General features: G+C 52.1%; 21 protein-coding genes. 14 read left to right on the top strand and 7 right to left on the bottom strand.

Annotated features, from left to right (window positions below):
- Positions 1–203: 203 nt before the first annotated feature.
- The 5 genes from IKE44_RS00295 (at position 204) to IKE44_RS00275 (ending at position 5,943) form a co-directional block, all read left to right on the top strand.
- The gene (locus IKE44_RS00295; protein WP_049624936.1) at positions 204–1,856 is read left to right on the top strand and encodes a peptide ABC transporter substrate-binding protein; all 1,653 of its coding nucleotides are present in this window, start codon (positions 204–206) and stop codon (positions 1,854–1,856) included.
- Positions 1,857–1,983: 127 nt separating this feature from the next.
- Positions 1,984–2,913, top strand: a complete 930-nt coding sequence (gene opp3b, locus IKE44_RS00290; RefSeq protein ID WP_011230313.1) for an oligopeptide ABC transporter permease — start codon at positions 1,984–1,986, stop codon at positions 2,911–2,913.
- A complete protein-coding gene (gene opp3C, locus IKE44_RS00285) occupies positions 2,910–3,932 on the top strand; it encodes an oligopeptide ABC transporter permease (RefSeq protein ID WP_049624937.1) in 1,023 nt (340 codons plus the stop codon). The genes opp3b and opp3C overlap by 4 nt, the downstream gene beginning before the upstream one ends.
- Positions 3,933–3,953: 21 nt before the next feature.
- Positions 3,954–5,015, top strand: coding sequence for an ABC transporter ATP-binding protein (locus IKE44_RS00280; protein WP_049624938.1), 1,062 nt, complete (start codon positions 3,954–3,956; stop codon positions 5,013–5,015).
- A complete protein-coding gene (locus IKE44_RS00275) occupies positions 5,008–5,943 on the top strand; it encodes an ABC transporter ATP-binding protein (protein WP_033015644.1) in 936 nt (311 codons plus the stop codon). The genes IKE44_RS00280 and IKE44_RS00275 overlap by 8 nt, the downstream gene beginning before the upstream one ends.
- 87 nt (positions 5,944–6,030) lie before the next feature.
- Here IKE44_RS00275 and IKE44_RS00270 read toward each other — a convergent pair whose 3' ends face one another.
- The gene (locus tag IKE44_RS00270) at positions 6,031–6,213 is read right to left on the bottom strand and encodes a hypothetical protein (protein WP_049626044.1); all 183 of its coding nucleotides are present in this window, start codon (positions 6,211–6,213) and stop codon (positions 6,031–6,033) included.
- Positions 6,214–6,511: 298 nt separating this feature from the next.
- Here IKE44_RS00270 and spxA point away from each other — a divergent pair, with 298 nt between their 5' ends.
- Positions 6,512–6,910 (top strand): transcriptional regulator SpxA, encoded by a 399-nt coding sequence (gene spxA / locus IKE44_RS00265; protein WP_011230318.1) that lies wholly within the window; start codon positions 6,512–6,514, stop codon positions 6,908–6,910.
- Between the two features lie 50 nt (positions 6,911–6,960).
- Here the strand turns inward: spxA and IKE44_RS00260 are convergent, their stop codons facing one another.
- Positions 6,961–7,620: a TerC family protein gene (locus IKE44_RS00260; RefSeq protein ID WP_049626045.1), complete on the bottom strand. Its 660-nt coding sequence runs from the start codon at positions 7,618–7,620 to the stop codon at positions 6,961–6,963.
- Between the two features lie 210 nt (positions 7,621–7,830).
- Here IKE44_RS00260 and mecA point away from each other — a divergent pair, with 210 nt between their 5' ends.
- The 4 genes from mecA to pepF all read left to right on the top strand — a co-directional run bounded on the left by mecA (position 7,831) and on the right by pepF (position 13,457).
- Entirely contained in the window at positions 7,831–8,511 is a 681-nt protein-coding gene (gene mecA / locus IKE44_RS00255; RefSeq protein ID WP_033015647.1) for an adaptor protein MecA, read from the top strand.
- A gap of 96 nt (positions 8,512–8,607) precedes the next feature.
- On the top strand, positions 8,608–10,116 hold the full coding sequence (gene cls / locus IKE44_RS00250; RefSeq protein ID WP_049624940.1) for a cardiolipin synthase: 1,509 nt from the start codon (positions 8,608–8,610) through the stop codon (positions 10,114–10,116).
- Positions 10,117–10,305: 189 nt separating this feature from the next.
- On the top strand, positions 10,306–11,634 hold the full coding sequence (locus tag IKE44_RS00245) for a competence protein CoiA (protein WP_033015650.1): 1,329 nt from the start codon (positions 10,306–10,308) through the stop codon (positions 11,632–11,634).
- The gene (pepF, locus tag IKE44_RS00240) at positions 11,634–13,457 is read left to right on the top strand and encodes an oligoendopeptidase F (protein WP_033015653.1); all 1,824 of its coding nucleotides are present in this window, start codon (positions 11,634–11,636) and stop codon (positions 13,455–13,457) included. Before IKE44_RS00245 ends, pepF begins: the two co-directional genes overlap by 1 nt.
- 13 nt (positions 13,458–13,470) lie before the next feature.
- Here the strand turns inward: pepF and IKE44_RS00235 are convergent, their stop codons facing one another.
- The 5 genes from IKE44_RS00235 to IKE44_RS00215 form a co-directional block, all read right to left on the bottom strand.
- Entirely contained in the window at positions 13,471–13,668 is a 198-nt protein-coding gene (locus IKE44_RS00235) for a hypothetical protein (RefSeq protein WP_033015654.1), read from the bottom strand.
- Positions 13,669–14,096: 428 nt separating this feature from the next.
- The gene (spxH, locus tag IKE44_RS00230) at positions 14,097–14,990 is read right to left on the bottom strand and encodes a ClpXP adapter protein SpxH (RefSeq protein ID WP_033015657.1); all 894 of its coding nucleotides are present in this window, start codon (positions 14,988–14,990) and stop codon (positions 14,097–14,099) included.
- A complete protein-coding gene (locus IKE44_RS00225) occupies positions 14,983–15,396 on the bottom strand; it encodes a globin domain-containing protein (protein WP_033015658.1) in 414 nt (137 codons plus the stop codon). The genes spxH and IKE44_RS00225 overlap by 8 nt, the downstream gene beginning before the upstream one ends.
- Positions 15,397–15,498: 102 nt before the next feature.
- The gene (locus IKE44_RS00220) at positions 15,499–16,122 is read right to left on the bottom strand and encodes a lytic transglycosylase domain-containing protein (RefSeq protein ID WP_232854454.1); all 624 of its coding nucleotides are present in this window, start codon (positions 16,120–16,122) and stop codon (positions 15,499–15,501) included.
- Positions 16,119–16,709, bottom strand: coding sequence for a CYTH domain-containing protein (locus IKE44_RS00215; protein WP_033010440.1), 591 nt, complete (start codon positions 16,707–16,709; stop codon positions 16,119–16,121). Before IKE44_RS00215 ends, IKE44_RS00220 begins: the two co-directional genes overlap by 4 nt.
- A gap of 135 nt (positions 16,710–16,844) precedes the next feature.
- Between IKE44_RS00215 and IKE44_RS00210 the strand changes: the two genes are divergently transcribed.
- The 4 genes from IKE44_RS00210 to IKE44_RS00195 all read left to right on the top strand — a co-directional run bounded on the left by IKE44_RS00210 (position 16,845) and on the right by IKE44_RS00195 (position 19,888).
- The gene (locus tag IKE44_RS00210; RefSeq protein ID WP_055358026.1) at positions 16,845–17,222 is read left to right on the top strand and encodes a UPF0738 family protein; all 378 of its coding nucleotides are present in this window, start codon (positions 16,845–16,847) and stop codon (positions 17,220–17,222) included.
- A gap of 144 nt (positions 17,223–17,366) precedes the next feature.
- Positions 17,367–18,005: a GTP diphosphokinase gene (gene yjbM, locus IKE44_RS00205; RefSeq protein WP_033010443.1), complete on the top strand. Its 639-nt coding sequence runs from the start codon at positions 17,367–17,369 to the stop codon at positions 18,003–18,005.
- Entirely contained in the window at positions 18,002–18,817 is an 816-nt protein-coding gene (locus IKE44_RS00200) for an NAD kinase (RefSeq protein ID WP_287464643.1), read from the top strand. Before yjbM ends, IKE44_RS00200 begins: the two co-directional genes overlap by 4 nt.
- Positions 18,818–18,973: 156 nt before the next feature.
- Complete coding sequence (locus IKE44_RS00195; protein ID WP_033010446.1) at positions 18,974–19,888, top strand: RluA family pseudouridine synthase; 915 nt, start codon at positions 18,974–18,976, stop codon at positions 19,886–19,888.
- Positions 19,889–20,110 lie beyond the last annotated feature (222 nt).

The following is a 20,110-nucleotide window of genomic DNA, read 5'->3' as shown; positions in this document are numbered from 1 at the left end:
CAAAAGTCGTTACAATGCAGGTGTAAATGCAATCCGATCCTCTCCCGTTTGTAAGTAGTTTGAATTTTTTTATTTTAAGGAAATAAAAAATCCTTTTCAAATATACTATCACAGGATATAATAAGCGATGTAAGTACAATCTTCTGAAATCAAACGGTTCAGAAGATTTGTAATACACTACATAAACCTAAGGGGGGTTTTTAGTGAAGAAGCGATTTTCTTTCTTCCTCGTCCTGCTTCTCGCGCTGTCAACGTTCCTCGCGGCGTGTGGCGGAGGCAAGGACAACAACAACGCTCAAGGCGGCCAGGGCGGCGAAAAGCCGGCGGAGAAAAAGGAGCAGGTGCTGAACTTGCTTGAAAGCCAAGAGATCCCGTCGCTTGACTCGGCGCTCGCTACCGACCAAGTATCGTTTATCGTGTTGAACAACGTCATGGAAGGTCTGTACCGTTTAGGCAAAGACAACAAGCCGGTGCCAGGGATCGCGGAAAGCTATGAAGTGAGCCAAGACGGCAAAACGTATACATTCAAGCTTCGCAAAGATGCGAAATGGTCCAACGGCGATCCGGTGACGGCGCACGATTTCGAATTCGCCTGGAAGCGCGTGCTTGATCCGAAGACGAAATCGGAATATGCGTACATCATGTACGACATTAAAAACGCGGAAGAAGCCAACACAGGCAAGGTGCCGCTTGACCAAGTCGGCGTCAAAGCCCTTGATGACTACACCCTTAAAGTCGAGCTGAAAAACCCAGTTCCGTATTTCGTCGGCTTGACAGCGTTTGGCACGTTTATGCCGCAAAACGAAAAATTTGTCAAAGCTCAAGGCGACAAATATGGATTGGAGGCGAATACAACATTGTACAACGGCCCGTTCGTGTTGAGCGAGTGGAAGCACGAACAAGGTTGGGTATATACGAAAAACCCGAACTACTGGGACAAAGACAACGTCAAGCTGGAAAAAGTCAATGTGAAAGTCGTGAAAGACACGGCGACAGCCGTCAACTTGTATGAAACAAAACAAGCGGACCGCGTCGGCTTGACGGCGGAGTTCGTGGATAAGTACAAAAACGACAAAAACTTCCATACGAAATTGGATCCGTCGCTCTATTGGCTGCGCATGAACACGAAAAAAGAACCGTTGAACAACGTCAACGCCCGCAAAGCGATTGCGATGGCCATCGACACGCAAGCGATGGTCGATACGCTCTTGAACAACGGTTCGATTCCGGCGAAGTTCACCGTTCCGAAAGACTTCGTCACCGGTCCGGATGGCAAAGACTTCCGCGATGTGAATGGCGATTTGGTCAATTACAATCCGGATGAAGCGAAAAAATTGTGGGAGCAAGCGAAAAAAGAGCTGGGCAAAGACAAATTTACGCTTGAATTGCTGAACTATGACACCGACAACGCGAAGAAAATCGGCGAGTACGTCAAAGCGCAGCTTGAGCAAAACTTGCCGGGCTTGACGGTCAACATTAAACAGCAGCCGTTCGCGCAAAAACTGAAGCTCGAAAGCAACATGCAATATGATTTGTCGTTCTCCGCCTGGGGTCCGGACTATCAAGACCCGATGACGTTCCTGCAGCTTTGGACGTCGACAAGCCCGCACAACAAAACGGGTTGGTCGAACGCTGAATACGACAAGCTGATCAAAGACGCGCAAACGACGCTTGCCAACGATCAGCAAGCTCGTTGGGATGCGATGCTGAAAGCAGAAAAAATCGTCTTTGAAGGAATGCCGATCGCTCCGCTGTACCAACGCGGCGCTGCCTATTTGCAACGCGAGTATGTCAAAGACTTCGTCACGCATACATTCGGCGCCGACTACAGCTTGAAATGGGCGTATGTCGAGTAATCCGTTGTTCTCTTGAATGAAAATGAGGAGGAGAGTATATGCCTAGGCATATACTCTCCTTTTGCCTGCCAAGGCGAAAAATGTCGAAAAACAACGAAGATTATAGAAAAGCAGAGGAGGTGCGGTCATGGCGCGGTATACGCTTCAGCGGTTCGTTTATATGATTATCACGTTGTTTATCATTGCGACGTTGACGTTCTTTTTAATGAAGCTGTTGCCTGGTTCGCCGCTTCAGAACCAAGAGAAATTAACGCCGGAACAGAAGGCGCTTATTTTAAAAGAGTACGGATTGGATAAGCCCGTGCCGGTTCAATACATTCAATATTTAGGGAATTTGTTGAAAGGAGACTTGGGGGTATCGTTCCAATATGACAACCGCCCCGTGACAGAGCTCATCAGCGATCGAATCGGCCCGTCGGCCCAGCTCGGGTTTCAGGCGATTGTGTTTGGGACGATCGTTGGGTTGATTCTCGGAATTGTCGCGGCGATTCGACATAATCATTGGGAAGATTACACCGCTACGGTCATTGCGGTGTTGGGCGCCTCGATTCCGTCGTTTGTGTTAGGGGGGTTTTTGCAATATTTTATCGCTGTGAAACTGCAATGGCTTCCGGTCGCTTTTTGGGAAGGCTTCAAATATACGATTCTCCCGACATTGGCGCTGTCTGTCGGGGTCATCGCTAGCATCGCCCGTTTTATGCGCACAGAAATGCTGGAAGTGTTAAGCTCTGACTACATTTTGACGGCTCGGGCGAAAGGGATCAGCCAGGCGGGGGTTATCATCAAGCACGCCATCCGCAACTCGCTTATCCCCGTCATTACCATTTTAGGACCGATGACCGTCAATTTAATGACGGGAACGCTTGTCATTGAGAAACTGTTTGCTGTCCCTGGTCTTGGGGAACAGTTTGTCCGTTCGATTGAACTGAACGATTACCCGGTTATTATGGGAACGACGTTGTTTTATTCCGCCTTGTTGATTTTGGCAGTATTCATCGTTGATGTGTTGTACGGGGTTGTCGACCCACGCATCCGGTTAGCGGGAGGGAAAAAATGATGGCGAAACAACAATACGAACAACTGTCACCGGAATGGTTTCAGCCCGCCCCGCCGAACGTTGGTGAGCAGGAAAAAATCAATCGTCCAAGCTTGACGTTTTGGCAGGATGCTTGGCTTCGCCTTCGGGAAAACAAGGCAGCGATCGTCGGGCTCGTGATGATTATCATCTTGGCGCTCATGGCGATCATCGCCCCGATGGCGAGCGACCGGACGTATAAAGATCAAAACTTGCGGCATGCGAAACTTCCACCGAAAATCCCGGTGCTTGAACATATTCATTGGCTTCCGTTTGACGGCCGGGATGCGAGCGGCGTTGATGTGTATAAACAGCGCGGCGTGAAAGAGTACTATTGGTTTGGCACGGATGACTTAGGACGCGACTTGTGGGTGAGGACGTGGTATGGCACGCGTATCTCCCTTTACATTGGTTTGCTGGCGGCGTTGATCGACTTATTGATCGGGATTGCGTACGGCGGCATTTCCGGCTACTATGGCGGCCGCGTCGACAATGTGATGCAGCGGATCATCGAAATTTTAAACGGCATCCCGTATTTAATTATGGTCATTTTGTTCATTTTGATTTTTGAGCCTGGAATCATTTCCATCACGCTGGCGATGGTCATTACCGGTTGGACGACGATGGCGCGGATCGTGCGCGGACAAGTGTTGAAATTAAAGAACATGGAATACGTGCTGGCGGCAAGGACGCTCGGAGCGCCGACATCACGGATTATTTTCAAACATTTGATCCCGAACGTCATCGGCCCGATCATTATTACGACGATGTTCACGATTCCATCGGCCATCTTCACTGAGGCGTTTTTGAGCTTTATCGGCCTTGGCATCCGTCCGCCGGAAGCGTCGCTTGGCTCGCTTGTCAATGACGGATACAAATCGATCCAAACATATCCGCATTTAATGATTATTCCGGCCGTTGTCATCAGCTTGCTCATTTTAAGCTTCAACTTGGTGGCAGACGGAATTCGCGATGCACTCGACCCGAAAATGCGCAAATAACCGACGGAAGGGGTGAAACCGATGGAGAAAATTTTGCAGGTGAACGATTTGCATATTTCCTTTGACATCCACGCCGGTGAAGTGCAGGCGGTTCGCGGCGTCACGTTCGACTTGTATAAGGGAGAAACGCTGGCGATCGTCGGCGAGTCAGGGTCTGGGAAATCAGTGACTTCAAAAGCGTTGATGCGCCTGTTGCCGACGCCGCCGAGCCGAATCAAGCAAGGGGAAATTTTATTTGAAGGAAAAGACTTGACCAAGCTGTCGGAGAAAGACATGCAATCGATCCGCGGGGCGAAAATTTCAATGATTTTCCAAGATCCGATGACGTCGCTCAACCCGACGATGACGATCGGAAAGCAAATTATGGAAGCAATTTTAAAACATCAAAAGCTGTCGAAAGAGGAAGCGCGCAAACGGGCGATTGAACTATTGCAGCTGGTCGGCATTAAAAACGCCGAGCTGCGCATGAAGCAATACCCGCACCAATTTTCCGGCGGAATGCGCCAGCGTGTTGTCATCGCCATCGCCTTGGCGTGCAATCCGAAAATTTTGATCGCTGATGAACCGACGACCGCGCTGGATGTGACGATTCAGGCGCAAATTTTGGAGTTGATGAAAGACATTCAGAAAAAGCTCGGCATGTCGATTATTTTCATCACCCATGATTTAGGGGTTGTCGCCAACATGGCCGACCGAGTGGCGGTGATGTATGCCGGGAAAATCGTGGAGATCGGCACGGTGGATGAAATTTTTTACAATCCGAAACATCCGTACACCTGGGGATTGCTCGCCTCGATGCCGAGCCTTGATCATAAAGATACGGAGCTGTATTCGATCCCGGGCTCGCCGCCGGATTTGTTAAATCCGCCAAAAGGCGATGCGTTTGCGCCGCGCAATCCGTATGCGCTCAAAATCGACTATGAGCTCGAGCCGCCGATGTTCCAAGTGTCTGATACGCACTATGCGGCGACATGGCTGTTGCATGAAAAGGCACCGAAAGTGGAACCGCCGGCGATCGTGCGCGAACGGATGAAACGGTTTGCTGACATCGTCGCCCGGAAAGGAGGGAAGCCGCGTGGCTAAGCAAAAGCTGCTTGAAGTGAAAAACTTAAAACAATACTTCCCGGCCGGCCGCGGCGAGGTGGTGAAAGCGGTCGACGGCGTCACGTTTGACATTTATAAAGGAGAAACGTTCGGCCTTGTCGGCGAGTCGGGCTGCGGCAAGTCGACAACGGGGCGGACGATCATTCGGCTGTATGAGGCGACAGACGGAGAAGTACTGTTTAACGGCGTTAACGTACACGGCAAAAAATCAAAAAAAGAGCTGAAAGAGTTAAACCGAAAAATGCAAATGATTTTCCAAGATCCGTATGCGTCGTTGAATCCGCGGATGACGGTCGCCGACATTATCGCTGAGGGTATTGACATCCACGGATTGGCGAAAACGAAAGAGGAGCGGATGCAGCGCGTCTATGAGCTGCTTGAGACGGTCGGGTTGAACCGCGAGCATGCGAGCCGCTATCCGCATGAGTTTTCCGGCGGGCAACGCCAGCGGATCGGCATCGCCCGGGCGCTCGCCGTCGAACCGGAATTCATCATCGCCGATGAGCCGATCTCGGCGCTGGACGTTTCCATTCAGGCGCAAGTCGTCAACTTGCTGAAGCGCCTGCAGCGTGAAAAAGGGTTGACGTACTTGTTTATTGCCCATGACTTGTCGATGGTCAAATACATCAGCGACCGGATCGGCGTGATGTATTTCGGGAAAATGGTCGAGCTCGCTGAATCGGAAGAGCTGTACCGCAATCCGATCCACCCATACACGAAGGCGCTCTTGTCGGCCATTCCGCTTCCTGATCCGGAAACGGAGCGGACGCGCAAGCGGATCGTTTACGATCCGGCGCAACATGGCTACAAAGATGGAGAGGAACTTGAATTCCGCGAAATTACGCCTGGCCATTTTGTGCTTTGTTCGGAGGAAGAGTATAAGCGGTATCGGGCGATGTATGCCTAGCCGAATCGAAAAAAGCGCCGCTCTTTCACCGCTGCATGATGCGAACGGTGAAAGAGCGGCGCCCACCTATGCGCCTGTTTTGGCGCGTTATTTTTTTCCCCCGACGACTTTCCATCCTTGTTGGATGCGGCGGGAGGCCTCGACATGCTTTCCACTTTTGTTTCGGCCGAACAACCGCTCTCCGATCGTGTTGCTGATATTCCCCATCAATGCGGTGAGGACGACGATCAATGCCGAAGCAATGGCAAAGTCGATGAAATAGCCGGCCATCGGTTCTTCCTCCCTTTTCCTTTTCTACTTTGATTGTAGAGGATTTGCCTTCACTTTGGAAGAGGAAAGAAAATTGCATTTATCATCGAAAAACTATATCTTTCTTGGCCGATGTATTGTATAATATATTATGTTGAAGTCATTTCAATTTGCAAACGATTGGCAAAGCGGCTGATCGCCAGACTGGCGTCCAGGCCGTGTCGCTATGCTGTCAGACGTCAAACCGGCATAGCGGTGCACGTCTGTCGTCTGACGGACGAGGGAAGCAAGGGATTCCTTGTCAAAAGGAGTGATCGAAGTGGTCAAGCTATACACATCACCGAGCTGCACGTCATGCCGGAAGGCGAAGGCGTGGCTCGAGAAGCACAATATTCCTTATGTAGAACGCAATATTTTCTCTGAACCGCTCACGGTTGAAGAGATTAAAGAAATTTTGCGGATGACGGAAACGGGAACGGACGAAATCATTTCGACCCGTTCGAAAGTATTCCAGAAGCTGAACATTAACTTGGAAGCTTTGCCGCTGCAAGATTTGTACGAGCTGATTCAGAAAAACCCAGGAATTTTGCGCCGGCCGATCATCATTGATGAAAAGCGGCTGCAAGTCGGTTATAACGAAGATGAAATCCGCCGCTTTCTGCCGCGCAAAGTGCGGGCGTATCAGCTTCGTGAAGCGCAGCGGCTGGTGAACGGGTAATAAAAAAACTTCTACATGGTCTGCCATGTAGAAGTTTTTTATCATTTGCTTTATGTGGCGCGCGACCGGCGGTGGGCCGCCAAGCCGAGCAAAACGGCAAGAATGGCCGTTAAGACCGGAAACAACGCCTCCCAGCGCGGGTCGTAAAACGGACGCAGCCGCTCTTCGGCAGTGATCATGTTTCCGGCTGTGTATGCCAAAAGGGCGCCGCCGGCATAAATCAGAAACGAAAACCGTTCCATGGCATAAAGGATGATTTTGCTGCCTAAAATGATGATAGGAACAGAAAAAAGAAAGCCAAAGATGACAAGCCCCATATGGCCTTGGGATGCTCCGGCGATGGCGATGACGTTGTCCATGCCCATAACGACATCGGCGGCGACGATCGTCTGGACGGCTTTCCAAAGCGACGGTTCGGCTTTAATGGCGGCATGTTTTTCGTCTTTTTTCCCCATGAGCTTCAAGGCGATCCAAAACAGGAGGAGGCCGCCAGCTAGCTGCAGAAACGGGATGGTCAACAGCCATACGACCGCTGCGGTCAGCAAAATGCGGACGGCGATCGCCAGCGCCGTGCCGAGGACAATGGCGATGTTCCGCTTTTGTTCCGGCAAGTTGCGGCTCGCTAACGCAATGACAACCGCATTGTCCCCGCCAAGAATGACATCAATGCCGATAATCAGCAAGATAGAAACGATGTATTCATCCACCATAGGCGTCCCTCATTCCGTTCGTGTTCATCATCATTATAGTAGGGCATGGCCGGTTTCATAACCAATTTTTTAAAATGCGTTTTTTTATTTTCCTTCTTTCGCTTTTTATCATAAAATAAAAGTACAAGATCATAAGTTTTGATTTAAATAGTTTCAGGGGCACAATCCCTTCCTTTTTTACTTCTCTGTTTTAGAAGGGAGAGTTGAGAAATGGAAATCGAACGCATCAATGAACATACGGTGAAGTTCTACATTTCCTATGTTGATATAGAGGAGCGCGGCTTTGACCGCGAGGAAATTTGGTACAATCGGGAACGAAGCGAAGAATTATTTTGGGAAATGATGGATGAAGTTCATGGGGAAAGCGATTTTTCGCTCGATGGCCCGCTTTGGATCCAAGTGCAGGCGCTCGAAAAAGGTCTTGAAGTCGTCGTGACGAAAGCGCAGTTGTCCAAAGACGGAAGCAAGCTCGAGCTGCCGCTTCCAGAAGAGAAATGGCGCGAGTTTTCGTTGTCAGCTGGTGAAAAGGTGGAATCGCTGTTCGGCCACCATTTCCACTTTGGTCAAAACGGGGACGCCGAGGAGAGAGAAGAGCAAGATGTCCTTCAATTCATCCTTTCGTTCAAGGATATCGAGGATGTCATTTCCTTGGCCCATCGCGCTGACTTCTCTCGGTTGTCGAATCGCCTGTTCCAATTTGAAGGCCGCTATTACTTGTTCGTGGAGTTTGACGAGCGCTACACCGAGCAGGAAGTGGACAATATGCTCAGCCTTCTGTTGGAATACGGAAGAGATTCCCAGCTGACGATTTATCGACTTGAAGAATACGGGACTGAAATTATGGGCGACAATGCACTTGAAACGATCAAAACGTATTTTCCAGCCTTATAATGTTTCCATTCCGCCGATTTCGCCGCCAGAAATCGGCGTTTTCTACGTTAGCGGAAGAAAAACGGCCATCATGAAGAGCCGGGTGGAGGGGTTTTGTTGCGAAACACATCGAGAGTGGCGATTCTCGTCGTCATTGTCGGCGCGTTGCTGGCATTGACGAACGGGTTTTGGGAAGGGAAGCTGCTTGGTCTTTTCAGCGTATTGATGTCTTGTTCCGTCATCTTTATTGCGCTGGTCATTTCTCTTGAGAATCGAAAGCCGGCGCACACGATCGCTTGGCTGGCGGTGCTGGGGAGCTTTCCGATTGTCGGCTTTTTGTTTTATTTATTGTTCGGACGCAACTATTGGCAACAACGGCGCTATAAAAAGAAAGCCGATTTTGATGAGGCGGTGCTGCTCAAGTTTCAAGAGCCGTCGCCGATTGCCGTCGAACGGCTGCCGATGGCGCCCCATCAGCGTCCGCTTTTGCGCCTTGCTTATCGCATCGGCCAGCATCCGGTTTCGCTTGCTTCGCAGACGGCGGTGTTGACGAACGGAGAGGAGACATTTTCTTCTATTTTTGCTGAACTGGAAAAAGCGGAACACCATATTCATTTAGAATATTATATTGTCCGTCATGATGAAATCGGCCAACAGTTGAAGCGCGTCTTGATGGAAAAAGCGCGTCAAGGTGTGCGCGTCCGTTTTTTGTATGATGCTGTCGGCAGCTGGAAGCTGTCGAACGATTATATCGAAGAGCTGCGCGCTGCCGGGGTTGAGATGATCCCGTTTTCGCCGGTGCGCCTGCCGTTTTTAAGCAACCAAATCAACTTCCGCAACCACCGGAAAATCATCGTCATTGACGGGAGTGTTGGCTTTGTCGGCGGGCTGAATATTGGCGACGAGTATTTAGGAAAAAACGAGTATTTCGGATTTTGGCGCGACACGCATTTGTTGATCCGGGGCGAAGCAGTCCGGACGTTGCAGCTTATTTTTTTGCAAGATTGGTATTATATGACGGGAGAGCGGCTGCTGACGCCGGACTACTTGTCGCCGCCTCGCATTGTAGAAGAAGGGCAAGGCGGCGTCCAGCTCATCGCCGGCGGTCCGGATCAAAAGTGGGAGGTCATTAAGCAGCTGTATTTTGCTATGATCACAGCAGCGAAACGGTCGATTTGGGTGGCTTCGCCGTATTTTGTGCCGGATGAAGACATTTTGACGGCGCTGAAAGTGGCAGCGCTAAGCGGCATTGATGTGCGGTTGCTTGCGCCGAAGCGGCCGGACAAAAAAATCGTTTTTTACGCTTCGCGCTCGTATTTTCCCGAGCTGCTCGAGGCAGGGGTAAAAATTTATGAGTATGAACGCGGGTTTTTGCACAGCAAAGTCATCGTCGTCGATGGCGAGCTCGCCTCGATCGGCACGGCGAACATGGATATGCGCAGTTTCCATTTAAACTTTGAAGTGAACGCCTTTTTGTATTATACCGACAGCATTCATAAACTCGTCCGCAACTTTTTGGAAGATTTTCGCCACGCTTCCATGATCGACTACGAACAGTTTCAACAGCGCCCGTTCCGGGTGCGTATCGCTGAATCGGTCTCCCGGCTGTTGTCGCCTCTGTTGTAACCAACCGCTTGTAAACGCCAGTCCGCCGAATCGGCGGACTTTTTTCGACGCAGTTTGGCTTTGGGCAGGAAAACCGGCGATGGTCAACGAATAAAAGGGAAGAACCGAACGGTGAAGGGGGGGCAGCAGAGAACAATTCCAGCTGTTCCCGCTCACGGACAACTATTTTTTACTGGAAAGGAAGTGATCATGTTGTTTGTCGCTCTCGCCGCTGATGGCAGGACGGTTTCGCTTGCCGGGGCGGAAAGATGGGAACGAGAGGGGCTGATGCGCCTGAAACGACAGGAACCGTTTTTTTGTCCCGCGTGCCGTCAAGAAGTGGTGCTCCGGTCGGGCCGCTACCGTTTGCCGCATTTCGCCCATCGAAAAGGGGCGGCCTGCCCGGTCGAGCACGAACCGGAGTCGGAGCGTCACTTAACTGGGAAGCGAGACTTATTCGCGTGGCTCATTCGCCAAGGCATGGAGGCGAAGCTCGAGCCGTATTTGCCCGCCATCAAGCAGCGTCCTGACGTATTGTTCCGCCATGGCCCACACCTTTATGCCCTCGAATACCAATGTTCCACGATCGATGAATCGCTGTTTCGCGAACGCAATGACGGCTACCGTCTCCTTGGCATCCGCCCGTTGTGGGTGTTAGGAGCCCATCATTTGCGGCGTTCGCCAAAATATTCGGGGGAAGTGCAACTCTCCCGGTTTCAATGGTTGTTTGCCCATCGCGCTCCACATTCAGTCGTTCCACATATATGGTACTACAGTCCAGAGACGAAACGCTTCATCCGTCTTTTTCGCCCGTTGCCGCTATCGGTGCAGCGAACATTGGCCGTGGTCGATTCAATTCCGCTTTCGTCGTTTTCGTTCCCCGATTGGATGGCCCCCTGCCCGCTGCCGCTTCCATCCGAGTTTTGGGAGCGATGGCTCGAACGAAAAAAACAATGGCGGCGGACGTTTCCGCTTTATCCGAACCAAACCGTGCGCCGCATTTGTGCTGATTTTTACCAGGCGGGCATCGTTCCGTCACTGTTTCCGACCGAAGCAGGCTGGCCAGTGCCGCGGGGGTATTTATGGGAGACGGCGCCGTTCATTTGGCAAACGTATGTCCTTTTGTTTCTTCTTGGAAAGACCGGACGGCCGGCAACGGCAGTATCTTTATTTCAGTGGCTCGATGACAAAATCCGCACCGGCCGCCTTGTTCCGCGCCGGCTGCCGCTTGTCGGCCGGGATACGTATCGTGAGGCCGTCGGCGAGTATTTGCATTGGTTGAGCCTGCTCGGCTATCTCCGCCGCGAAGAGGGCGACCAGCTTCATTTGGTGAAGCCGCTGTCGTTTCCGTCGACCGTCGATCAGATGATTCATCAAGATGCTGCGCTTCTTGAGCAAATTCACCAAACGTCGGCGCTTAGCTGCTATTGGTCAACACTTGAGTTCGGGAGAGTGGAAAAAATGAGCAGAAAACAGGAAAAGATGAACGGAATGGTGAATAATAATTCGTGTATCGATTATTTGGATAAGGAGGAATGATGACGGTGGAGGAAAAGAAAGCGAAAAAGTCGCTGCCGCTGCGAAGCGAGATTCCCGTGGAAGAAACGTGGCGGCTTGAGGACATTTTTCCTACCGATGACGCCTGGGAAGAAGAATTCAAACAAGTGAAGGCACTGATTCCAAAGCTTGGCGAATACAAAGGGCGGCTTGGCGAATCGCCGGAAGTGCTGTATGAAGCATTGCAATACCAAGATGACGTATCGATGCGCCTCGGCAAGCTGTATACATACGCCCATATGCGCTATGATCAAGATACGACTAACTCGTTTTACCAAGGGCTCGACGCCCGGGCGAAAAGCTTGTACAGCGAAGCATCGAGCGCGATGGCGTTTATCGTGCCGGAAATTTTGGCGATCGATGAAGCGGTGCTGCGCTCGTTTTTGGAACAATACGAGCCGCTTCGCTTGTATGCGCACGCGTTAGACGAAATTACGCGCCAGCGCCCGCACGTGCTGTCGGCGGAAGAGGAGGCGATCTTGGCGCAGGCGGCCGAGGTGATGCAGGCGACATCCGACACGTTCAGCGCGTTGAACAACGCTGATTTGACGTTTCCGACGATCATCGATGAAAACGGTGAGGAAGTCGAAGTCACGCACGGCCGGTTCATTCGCTTTTTAGAAAGCACGGACCGCCGTGTCCGCCGCGATGCGTTCCATGCGGTGTACCATACGTACGAAAAGTTTCAAAACACGTTTGCCAGCACGCTTGCCGGAACGGTGAAAAAACATAACTTTTTTGCCCGCGTCCGCCGTTATGAATCGGCGCGCCAAGCGGCGCTCGATGCCAACAACATCCCGGAGAGCGTGTACGACAACTTGATTGCCACGGTTCATGAACATTTGCCGCTTTTGCATCGCTATGTGCGGCTGCGCAAACAAGTGTTGGGGCTTGACGAGCTCCATATGTATGACTTGTACACGCCGCTTGTGCAAGATGTGAAAATGGACGTGACGTACGAGGAAGCGAAGCAATATATGCTTGACGGGCTGGCGCCGCTCGGCGAGGAGTATGTAGCGATCGTCAAAGAAGGGCTTGACAACCGTTGGGTCGATGTGCGCGAGAACAAAGGGAAGCGGAGCGGTGCGTATTCGTCGGGAGCGTATGGCACCCATCCGTACATTTTGCTCAATTGGCAGGACAACGTTCACAACTTGTTTACGCTCGTCCATGAGTTTGGCCACTCGGTCCATAGCTACTATACGCGCAAAACGCAGCCGTATCCGTACGCCCATTATTCGATTTTCGTCGCTGAAGTGGCGTCAACGTGCAATGAAGCGCTCTTGAACGATCACTTGCTGAAAACGATTGATGATGAGAAGAAACGGTTGTACTTGTTGAACCATTATCTTGAGGGATTCCGCGGCACTGTCTTTCGGCAGACGATGTTTGCGGAATTCGAGCATCTGATCCACCTGAAGGCGCAACAGGGCGAAGCGTTAACGGCTGAGACGCTCACCTCGCTTTATTATGATTTAAACAAAAAGTATTTTGGCGATGAGATTGTGGTCGACCAAGAAATCGGCTTGGAATGGTCGCGCATTCCGCATTTTTATTACAACTATTATGTGTACCAATATGCGACCGGCTTCAGCGCGGCAACAGCGCTCAGCAAACAAATCTTAGAGGAAGGCGAACCGGCGGTGAAACGGTACATTGACTTTTTAAAAGCCGGCAGCTCGGACTACCCAATCGAAGTGCTGAAAAAAGCCGGCGTTGATATGACGAGCGCCGAGCCGATCCGCCAAGCGTGCCAAGTGTTTGCGGAGAAGCTTGATGAGATGGAGCAGCTGCTTGAGAAATGAAACGAATGCGGCGCTACAGCCGCATTCGTTTGGATGGAAATCCACGAAACTGATGGCGGCGGTTCCATGTTGTCGCCAATCCAAGCAAGGAGAGAAACAAAAGCGGCATGGTCGCCCAAAGCGGAAGGAGCTGCATGAGGCCCAACAAGTTCAGAATAAAGGCGGCAGTGGATGCCGCCGCCCAAAGGGATAAGACGATGCGCTGCTTCATGGCGATGGCCCCCCCTCTTCCCATTTGCTTTAGTTGATGGCTCTTCACCACAACATGTACTTGACAAGCAATACGGTTTCCTGCACAAAGATGTGCAAAAATCACTGATTTGTTGATTTTCCCTCACAAGCGTAAATAGGGTATGTTCAGAAAAAAACAAGTACAACTTTTGGGGAAGAGCCTAGTTGATTATATGCTGTTTGTCTGCCTGATCATGACGTAGGAGAATTATGACAATAATGTGAACAAACGAGCAAATGGGTTGACAATTTGATCGGCCGTTTGTTAAGATATAGATATGAACGGAAGACAAAACCTAAACCTGATACCCCTTTGTTTGACCGTGAACAATTTCTCCCATCCCCTTTGTTGTCTTGGCAACAAGAAAAAGCCCGGCTTCGGCCGGGCCTTTTCTTGTCGGTCGCACGCTACAGGCGGGCTTTTTCGATATAGCGCCAAAACGTTCCATGCTTGACAGGCACCCGCTCGACCTTTTGTTTCAGCTGCAGCTTTTTCATTTCCGTTTCCGCTTCTTGGATGGTCCAATTGTACACAACGGCAACTTCTTTCGTGGCGACGGACTTAAAATGGCTTAAAAATGATTCCAGTGGAGGGGGAGGAGACGGCTTGGGATGGAAGCCAAGCATTTCGGCGATCAGTTCGACGTAAATGTCATACGGATAGCATCCGGAAATTTTAATGCCTTCATCTTCAATGTTTTCATTAAATAAGACAAGCGTCGGTATTTCGTCGACATCCATTTCCGACGTGATTTTCAAATCACATTGGAACGCTTTTACCGCTCCCGGAGAGTGCATGTCGCGCAGAAATTCATCGACGTCAAGACCAGCTTCGGCGGCGCATTCGGCGAGCACCGACAAATCAGAGACATTTTGTTTTTCGAGAAAGAGCTGTTCTTGCAGCTTGCGTAAAAAGCGGAGGCCGGCCCGCTTTCCTTGCATTTCCGCCGCTTTAATGGCGAGTGATGGGGCGAACGGGCTTGAAATCCGATTTTCGAGCCAAACGCTGCCGTCGCATGACATGCCGGTGCGGCAAGCCGCCCATTCCCATGCTTTGGCCATTGCCTCCGGCTTTGTTCCTTTGTGCGCGCCCCATGTCGCCCATGTTCCGCTCAATATGTGCCTTAAGGTAAAAAAACGGCCGTATTCGATCGTCAGTTTTTTGATGACTGGTTCAAGCCCCCAGCATTCCGGGCATAAAGGATCGATAAACAAATACAGCTCGAGCGGTTTGTTCGTGTTGCCTAGCGGCTGGGAAGGGTAGCAAGTTGATGTCGTCTTCCCAGCAAACTTCTCACTCAAGGGTATGCTCCTTTCTGTCCAGATGATCTGGGGTATTGACCATATGATGGGCGGTGAGTACGAGCCGGTGATAAAACTGTTCGCGCGCCGGCCCGGACAAGCCGATTTCGTCCATGGCTGCCCGCATGCAGGCAAGCCATGCTTCCGCCCGCTTCGGCGTGATTTCAAAGCGGAGATGGCGCGCCCTCATCATGGGGTGTCCATGCTCTGCCGTGTAAAGAGGGGGGCCGCCTAAATATTGTGTTAAAAACTGTTTTTGCTTGCGGGCGGTTTCCGTCAAATCGTCAGGGAAAATGGGCCGCAAGTCCGGATGCGCGGCCACGCGACGGTAAAATGCTTCGACAAGTTTCGCAACCTTCTCCTCTCCGCCGATCGCCTCATAAAGAGTTTGCCATTGTTCACCCATCGCGGATGCTCCTTTTGTTTGAAAATCATTCGTTGTCGTTTGATTGCTATTTTATCAACAGCACGCATGGATCTCAAACAAAGTGACTCGAGCGCCGCTCGTTTATGTGCGGTAGCTTTTTAACACGCGTTCGACATACGCCCGCGTTTCGGCAAATGGCGGCACGCTCCCATAGCGGTCGACGTGCCCGGGCCCGGCGTTGTAGGCGGCTAAGGCGAGAGTGATATTCCCATTGTACCGGTCAAGGAGCTGGCGCAAATATTTTACGCCGCCGTCGATGTTTTGCGCCGGATCAAGCGGGTTGTGGACGCCGAGCATTTTTGCCGTGCTTGGCATGAGCTGCATGAGTCCAAGCGCTCCAGCCGGGCTTTTCGCATCGGGACGGAAATTTGACTCATGGCGAATGACGGCGCGGATGAGCTGCGGGTCAACGTCGTATTTTTCCGCTGCCGCCGCGATGAAAGCATCGATAGAAGAAGATGAGTTGGTTGCAGCACCCGCTTCATGTTCGAGCGGGGCGCTGCGATGGCCGGCGGGCGCCGGGGGCTGACCGCTTAGGGCAGCTTGAGGCGCCTCGGCAGAAGATTCCTCACCGCGGCTGAGCGATTCGGCAAGCAAGCTTGAAAACAAGGATGGCACCGGCGATGGCAACAGGCTGGAGCGTCCGGGTGAGAACGCATTGAGTGCCTGCCATTCGATGAGCAGCTTTAATGGCGAAACGGTCATCGTCTTTCCTCCATTTCTTTCATGCGGGCGTAAAAGCGGGCGATTTTGTTTGGCGCCGGGCGGCGCGGGATGCCGAGTGCCTCAAGCAGGCGCAAAAACCGCTTTTCACCCGCTTCCACGTGATCCACTTCATACTCAAGTTCGTAATCTTCGCTTTGCAAGTAGAAGTTGCGGTCAAGGAAAAGCGTACCGCCTTCGTACGGCCATTGGGCGCGTTCGGTGACAAGAGAGCCGAAATGGCGCACGTTGGATGGATCAATGCCCAGTTCCGCAAGCAAGGCCGCGATCGTTCCGTGCAGCGGCACGCCCGTGAGCAGCGCCTCCGCTTCGGAAGGGGTGAGCGGCACGTGCGTCTCGAGAAGCGCCCCATCCGCCCGCGTTTGTTTCAGCGTCAGCGTAAACCGCCCTTCTTTCGCCCGGATGCGCAGCGCTGCCGCCCGTTCTTTTAAGGCGAATGACGGAGTGTCAAAGTAATGGTTTTCCTGGCGGAAGAAAGCGCCATCATCCAACCGGAAGGCGGCGCGGACGGCCGCAAATTCCGCTGCCGTTAACAAGTTTTTCAATTCGATTTCGACCTCTTGATGCATCGTAAATCTCCCTCGGGAAAGATCATCGTCTCCCTCTATTATCAGCTGTTTTTCGGCGAATATCAATTATTTCGCCCGCATAGGCTGAATATGGTAAAATAAAGGGCGGATGGTTGGTGTGGAAGGAGAGAAAGCATGAACGAAAAATGGATCGTCGAGCGGGCAGAGCGAAAAGACGGCCGGCTCTGGCTGAAGGTTGATGATGCGCTTGTTTTGCCCGCCGGTGTTATGCCGAAGCGCCATATGCTTGTTGACTCAGATGCATTGGCGTTTGTGTATATATTGGAAACCGAGGATCGCTTTCTATATGTCATGGTTCCGAAGCCGTGGTGGCCTGAGCTAAAGGCGGCGCTTGACGCCAAGGAGCCGGTCTGGCTTCGATGTGGAGAGAGGACGCTTGAGCTTGAACAGTTTCACGATGAACTGTCTTATTTGCTTGAAAATATTCGCGGCAACGCCAACTATGGCGAGGCGCTTGAACGAGCAGTACAAGAGATGTTTTTTACCGGATGAGCCGTCCGGTTGCCTGCCTTTGGGCGTGAGGGGAGGCGGAGCGCGCCCAAGGCCGCTTACCGTCAAAGCGGCGCTGGGAAGGTGCGGATGCTTTCTCTTGGCCCAGGCTGTCAGGAAATTGAAAATAGATAGGCAGGTGGTACGATGGTAAACCATTGGGATTTGTTTTTAGCCCCGTATAAGCAGGCAGTCGAAGAGCTGAAAGTAAAGTTGCGAGGCATTCGCGCCCAGTTTGAGATGATTGAAGCGCACTCGCCGATTGAGTTTGTCACCGGACGCGTGAAGCCGGTTGCCAGCATTTTAGACAAGGCGCAAAAGAAAAACATCCCGCTCGACCGCCTCGAGGAAGAGATGCAAGATATTGCAGGACTGCGCATCATGTGCCAGTTTGTCGACGATATTAAAACGGTCGTCGAGCTGCTGCGCCAGCGCAACGATTTTACAATCGTCGAGGAGCGCGACTATGTCACGCAAAAGAAAGAAAGCGGCTATCGTTCATACCACCTCGTCATTCGGTATCCGGTGCAGACGATCCGCGGCGAGAAAAATATTTTGGCGGAAATTCAAATCCGCACGCTGGCGATGAACTTTTGGGCGACGATCGAACACTCTCTGAACTACAAATACAGCGGCCGCTTTCCGGAAGATATTAAAGCCCGGCTGCAGCGCGCGGCGGAGGCTGCCTACCGCCTCGATGAGGAAATGTCGAAAATCCGCGTTGAAATTCAAGAAGCGCAGGCCGCCTTTTCACGAAAACAAGAAGCAAAAGGGGAAGGACAATGAAACGAACTGATGCGCCGCTGGCCTTCGCCATTACGTCAAAAGGGGATGATGTGTCGAACGCCCTCGCGCAGAAGATGAAGACGTATTTGCTTGATTTTGATTTGCGCTATGATGAGGAAGCGCCGGATTTGGTCATTTCCGTCGGCGGGGATGGAACGCTGTTGTACGCGTTCCATCGCTATTGCCATCGGTTGGACAAGACGGCGTTTGTCGGCGTCCATACCGGCCATCTCGGCTTTTATGCCGATTGGGTGCCGGAAGAAATCGAAAAACTCGTGATTGCCATCGCCAAAACACCGTATCAAGTGGTGGAGTACCCGCTGCTTGAGGTGACGATTCGTTACATTAACGGTGGGCGCGAGGCGAAGTATTTAGCGCTCAACGAATGCACGGTGAAATGTGTGAGTGGGACGCTCGTCATGGATGTTGAAATTCGCGGTGATTTGTTTGAGCGGTTCCGCGGCGACGGGTTGTGCATTTCGACGCCGACCGGCAGCACGGCTTACAATAAAGCGCTCGGCGGCGCGATTTTGCATCCTTCGCTTGAGGCGATTCAAGTGACCGAGATGGCGTCGATCAACAACCGCGTGTTTCGGACAATCGGTTCGCCGCTCGTGCTGCCGGCGCACCATACGTGTTTACTCGAGCCGGTCAACCACGTCGATTTTCAAATTACGATCGACCATTTGTCACTGTTGCATAAAGAAGTGAAGTCGATTCAATGCCGGGTGGCCGATGAAAAGGTGCGTTTCGCCCGCTTTCGGCCGTTTCCGTTTTGGCGGCGGGTGCGCGACTCGTTTATCGCCGACTGAGGGAAAACCCGCCTCCTTGGTTAGGCAACGCTTCCCGTTTGCGGCGAGGTGATGGTCTTTTGGCGCGGATGCCGATTCCGTTTTAGCGGCGCCAAAGGAAAGTGGATGGAACACGATGAGCAAGACGGAGATTTTTGATCAGAAAGGTGACGAACATTGCCGCCGTTTACCATGACCTTTTCCATCGATGAACAGCACGACGGAAAGCTGCTGCGCCAGTTTTTGCAAGAGAACGGCATTTCGCGGACGGCGCTTACCGATATTAAATTCCATGGCGGGGCGCTGTTGGTTGACGGTCGGCCCGTCACCGTCCGCCATGTGCTGCGCGCCGGTGAGACGCTGTCGGTTGTGTTTCCGCCGGAGCGGACGAGCGATTGGATGGATCCGGAAGAGATGCCGCTTCATATCGTGTACGAAGATGATTACATCCTTGTCGTTGACAAACCGGCCGGGTTGGCCACGATCCCGTCGCGCCATCATCCGGGCGGAACGCTTGCCAACGGCCTGCTGCACCATTACCGAAGGCAGCGGCTCGATTCAACCGTCCATATTGTGACAAGATTGGACCGCGACACGTCCGGGCTTGTGCTCGTTGCCAAGCACCGCCACGTTCACCATTTGTTGTCCACGCTCCAGCAAAAAGGGAAGGTGGCGCGCACATATGAGGCCATTTGCCACGGTGTCATGGTTGATGACGAAGGGACGATTGATGCGCCGATCGGCCGCCGGGGAGACAGCATCATCGCCCGCGAAGTGCGGGAGGACGGCAAGCCGGCGGTCACTCATTTCCGGGTGCTCGAGCGGCTTCGCGGCTATACGCACGTGTCGCTGCAGCTTGAAACCGGACGTACGCACCAAATCCGCGTCCATTTGGCTTATGTTGGCCATCCGCTCGCTGGGGATGACCTCTATGGCGGGAGTCGGGAGATGATCGACCGCCAGGCGCTCCATAGCCGTCAGCTCTCGTTTTTCCATCCGTTTGCGCGCCGCTGGTTGACATTTGCCGCTCCGCTTCCCGGGGACATGGCGCATCTCATTGAAACGGTGCGCTCGTCAACTACCCCCACTTAGCTAACGCTTGAAGTGGGGGCTTGCAACTCCCCAGAAGTACAAGCGGACTTCGTCCTCCTTCCTTGACTTGGGGTTGCATCTGGGCAGGTTGACAACTACCCAACGACGCAGGTCATGCCTGCATCGTTACCGATTCTCTCGGTGTGTCTGTTGGCAGTACTTGGCTTCCACACACAACAGACGGATCTACGCTCGATGTTTTACGGTTACAACGTTTCCTGT

The sequence above is a fragment of the Geobacillus sp. genome, assembly GCF_017515625.1.
GTDB classification, from domain to species: domain Bacteria; phylum Bacillota; class Bacilli; order Bacillales; family Anoxybacillaceae; genus Geobacillus; species Geobacillus stearothermophilus.
This window is presented reverse-complemented; position numbering and strand designations above follow the sequence as displayed.

Bases quoted from the DNA above. Each gene is read 5' to 3' on its own strand.
- opp3b (WP_011230313.1), top strand. From the start codon at position 1,984: ATGGCGCGGTATACGCTTCAGCGGTTCGTTTATATGATTATCACGTTG.
- opp3C (WP_049624937.1), top strand. From the start codon at position 2,910: ATGATGGCGAAACAACAATACGAACAACTGTCACCGGAATGGTTTCAG.
- IKE44_RS00280 (WP_049624938.1), top strand. From the start codon at position 3,954: ATGGAGAAAATTTTGCAGGTGAACGATTTGCATATTTCCTTTGACATC.
- IKE44_RS00270 (WP_049626044.1), bottom strand. From the start codon at position 6,213: ATGGCCGGCTATTTCATCGACTTTGCCATTGCTTCGGCATTGATCGTC.
- IKE44_RS00260 (WP_049626045.1), bottom strand. From the start codon at position 7,620: ATGGTGGATGAATACATCGTTTCTATCTTGCTGATTATCGGCATTGAT.
- mecA (WP_033015647.1), top strand. From the start codon at position 7,831: ATGGAAATCGAACGCATCAATGAACATACGGTGAAGTTCTACATTTCC.
- IKE44_RS00245 (WP_033015650.1), top strand. From the start codon at position 10,306: ATGTTGTTTGTCGCTCTCGCCGCTGATGGCAGGACGGTTTCGCTTGCC.
- pepF (WP_033015653.1), top strand. From the start codon at position 11,634: ATGACGGTGGAGGAAAAGAAAGCGAAAAAGTCGCTGCCGCTGCGAAGC.
- IKE44_RS00235 (WP_033015654.1), bottom strand. From the start codon at position 13,668: ATGAAGCAGCGCATCGTCTTATCCCTTTGGGCGGCGGCATCCACTGCC.
- IKE44_RS00225 (WP_033015658.1), bottom strand. From the start codon at position 15,396: ATGGGTGAACAATGGCAAACTCTTTATGAGGCGATCGGCGGAGAGGAG.
- IKE44_RS00220 (WP_232854454.1), bottom strand. From the start codon at position 16,122: ATGACCGTTTCGCCATTAAAGCTGCTCATCGAATGGCAGGCACTCAAT.
- IKE44_RS00215 (WP_033010440.1), bottom strand. From the start codon at position 16,709: ATGCATCAAGAGGTCGAAATCGAATTGAAAAACTTGTTAACGGCAGCG.
- IKE44_RS00210 (WP_055358026.1), top strand. From the start codon at position 16,845: ATGAACGAAAAATGGATCGTCGAGCGGGCAGAGCGAAAAGACGGCCGG.
- yjbM (WP_033010443.1), top strand. From the start codon at position 17,367: ATGGTAAACCATTGGGATTTGTTTTTAGCCCCGTATAAGCAGGCAGTC.
- IKE44_RS00200 (WP_287464643.1), top strand. From the start codon at position 18,002: ATGAAACGAACTGATGCGCCGCTGGCCTTCGCCATTACGTCAAAAGGG.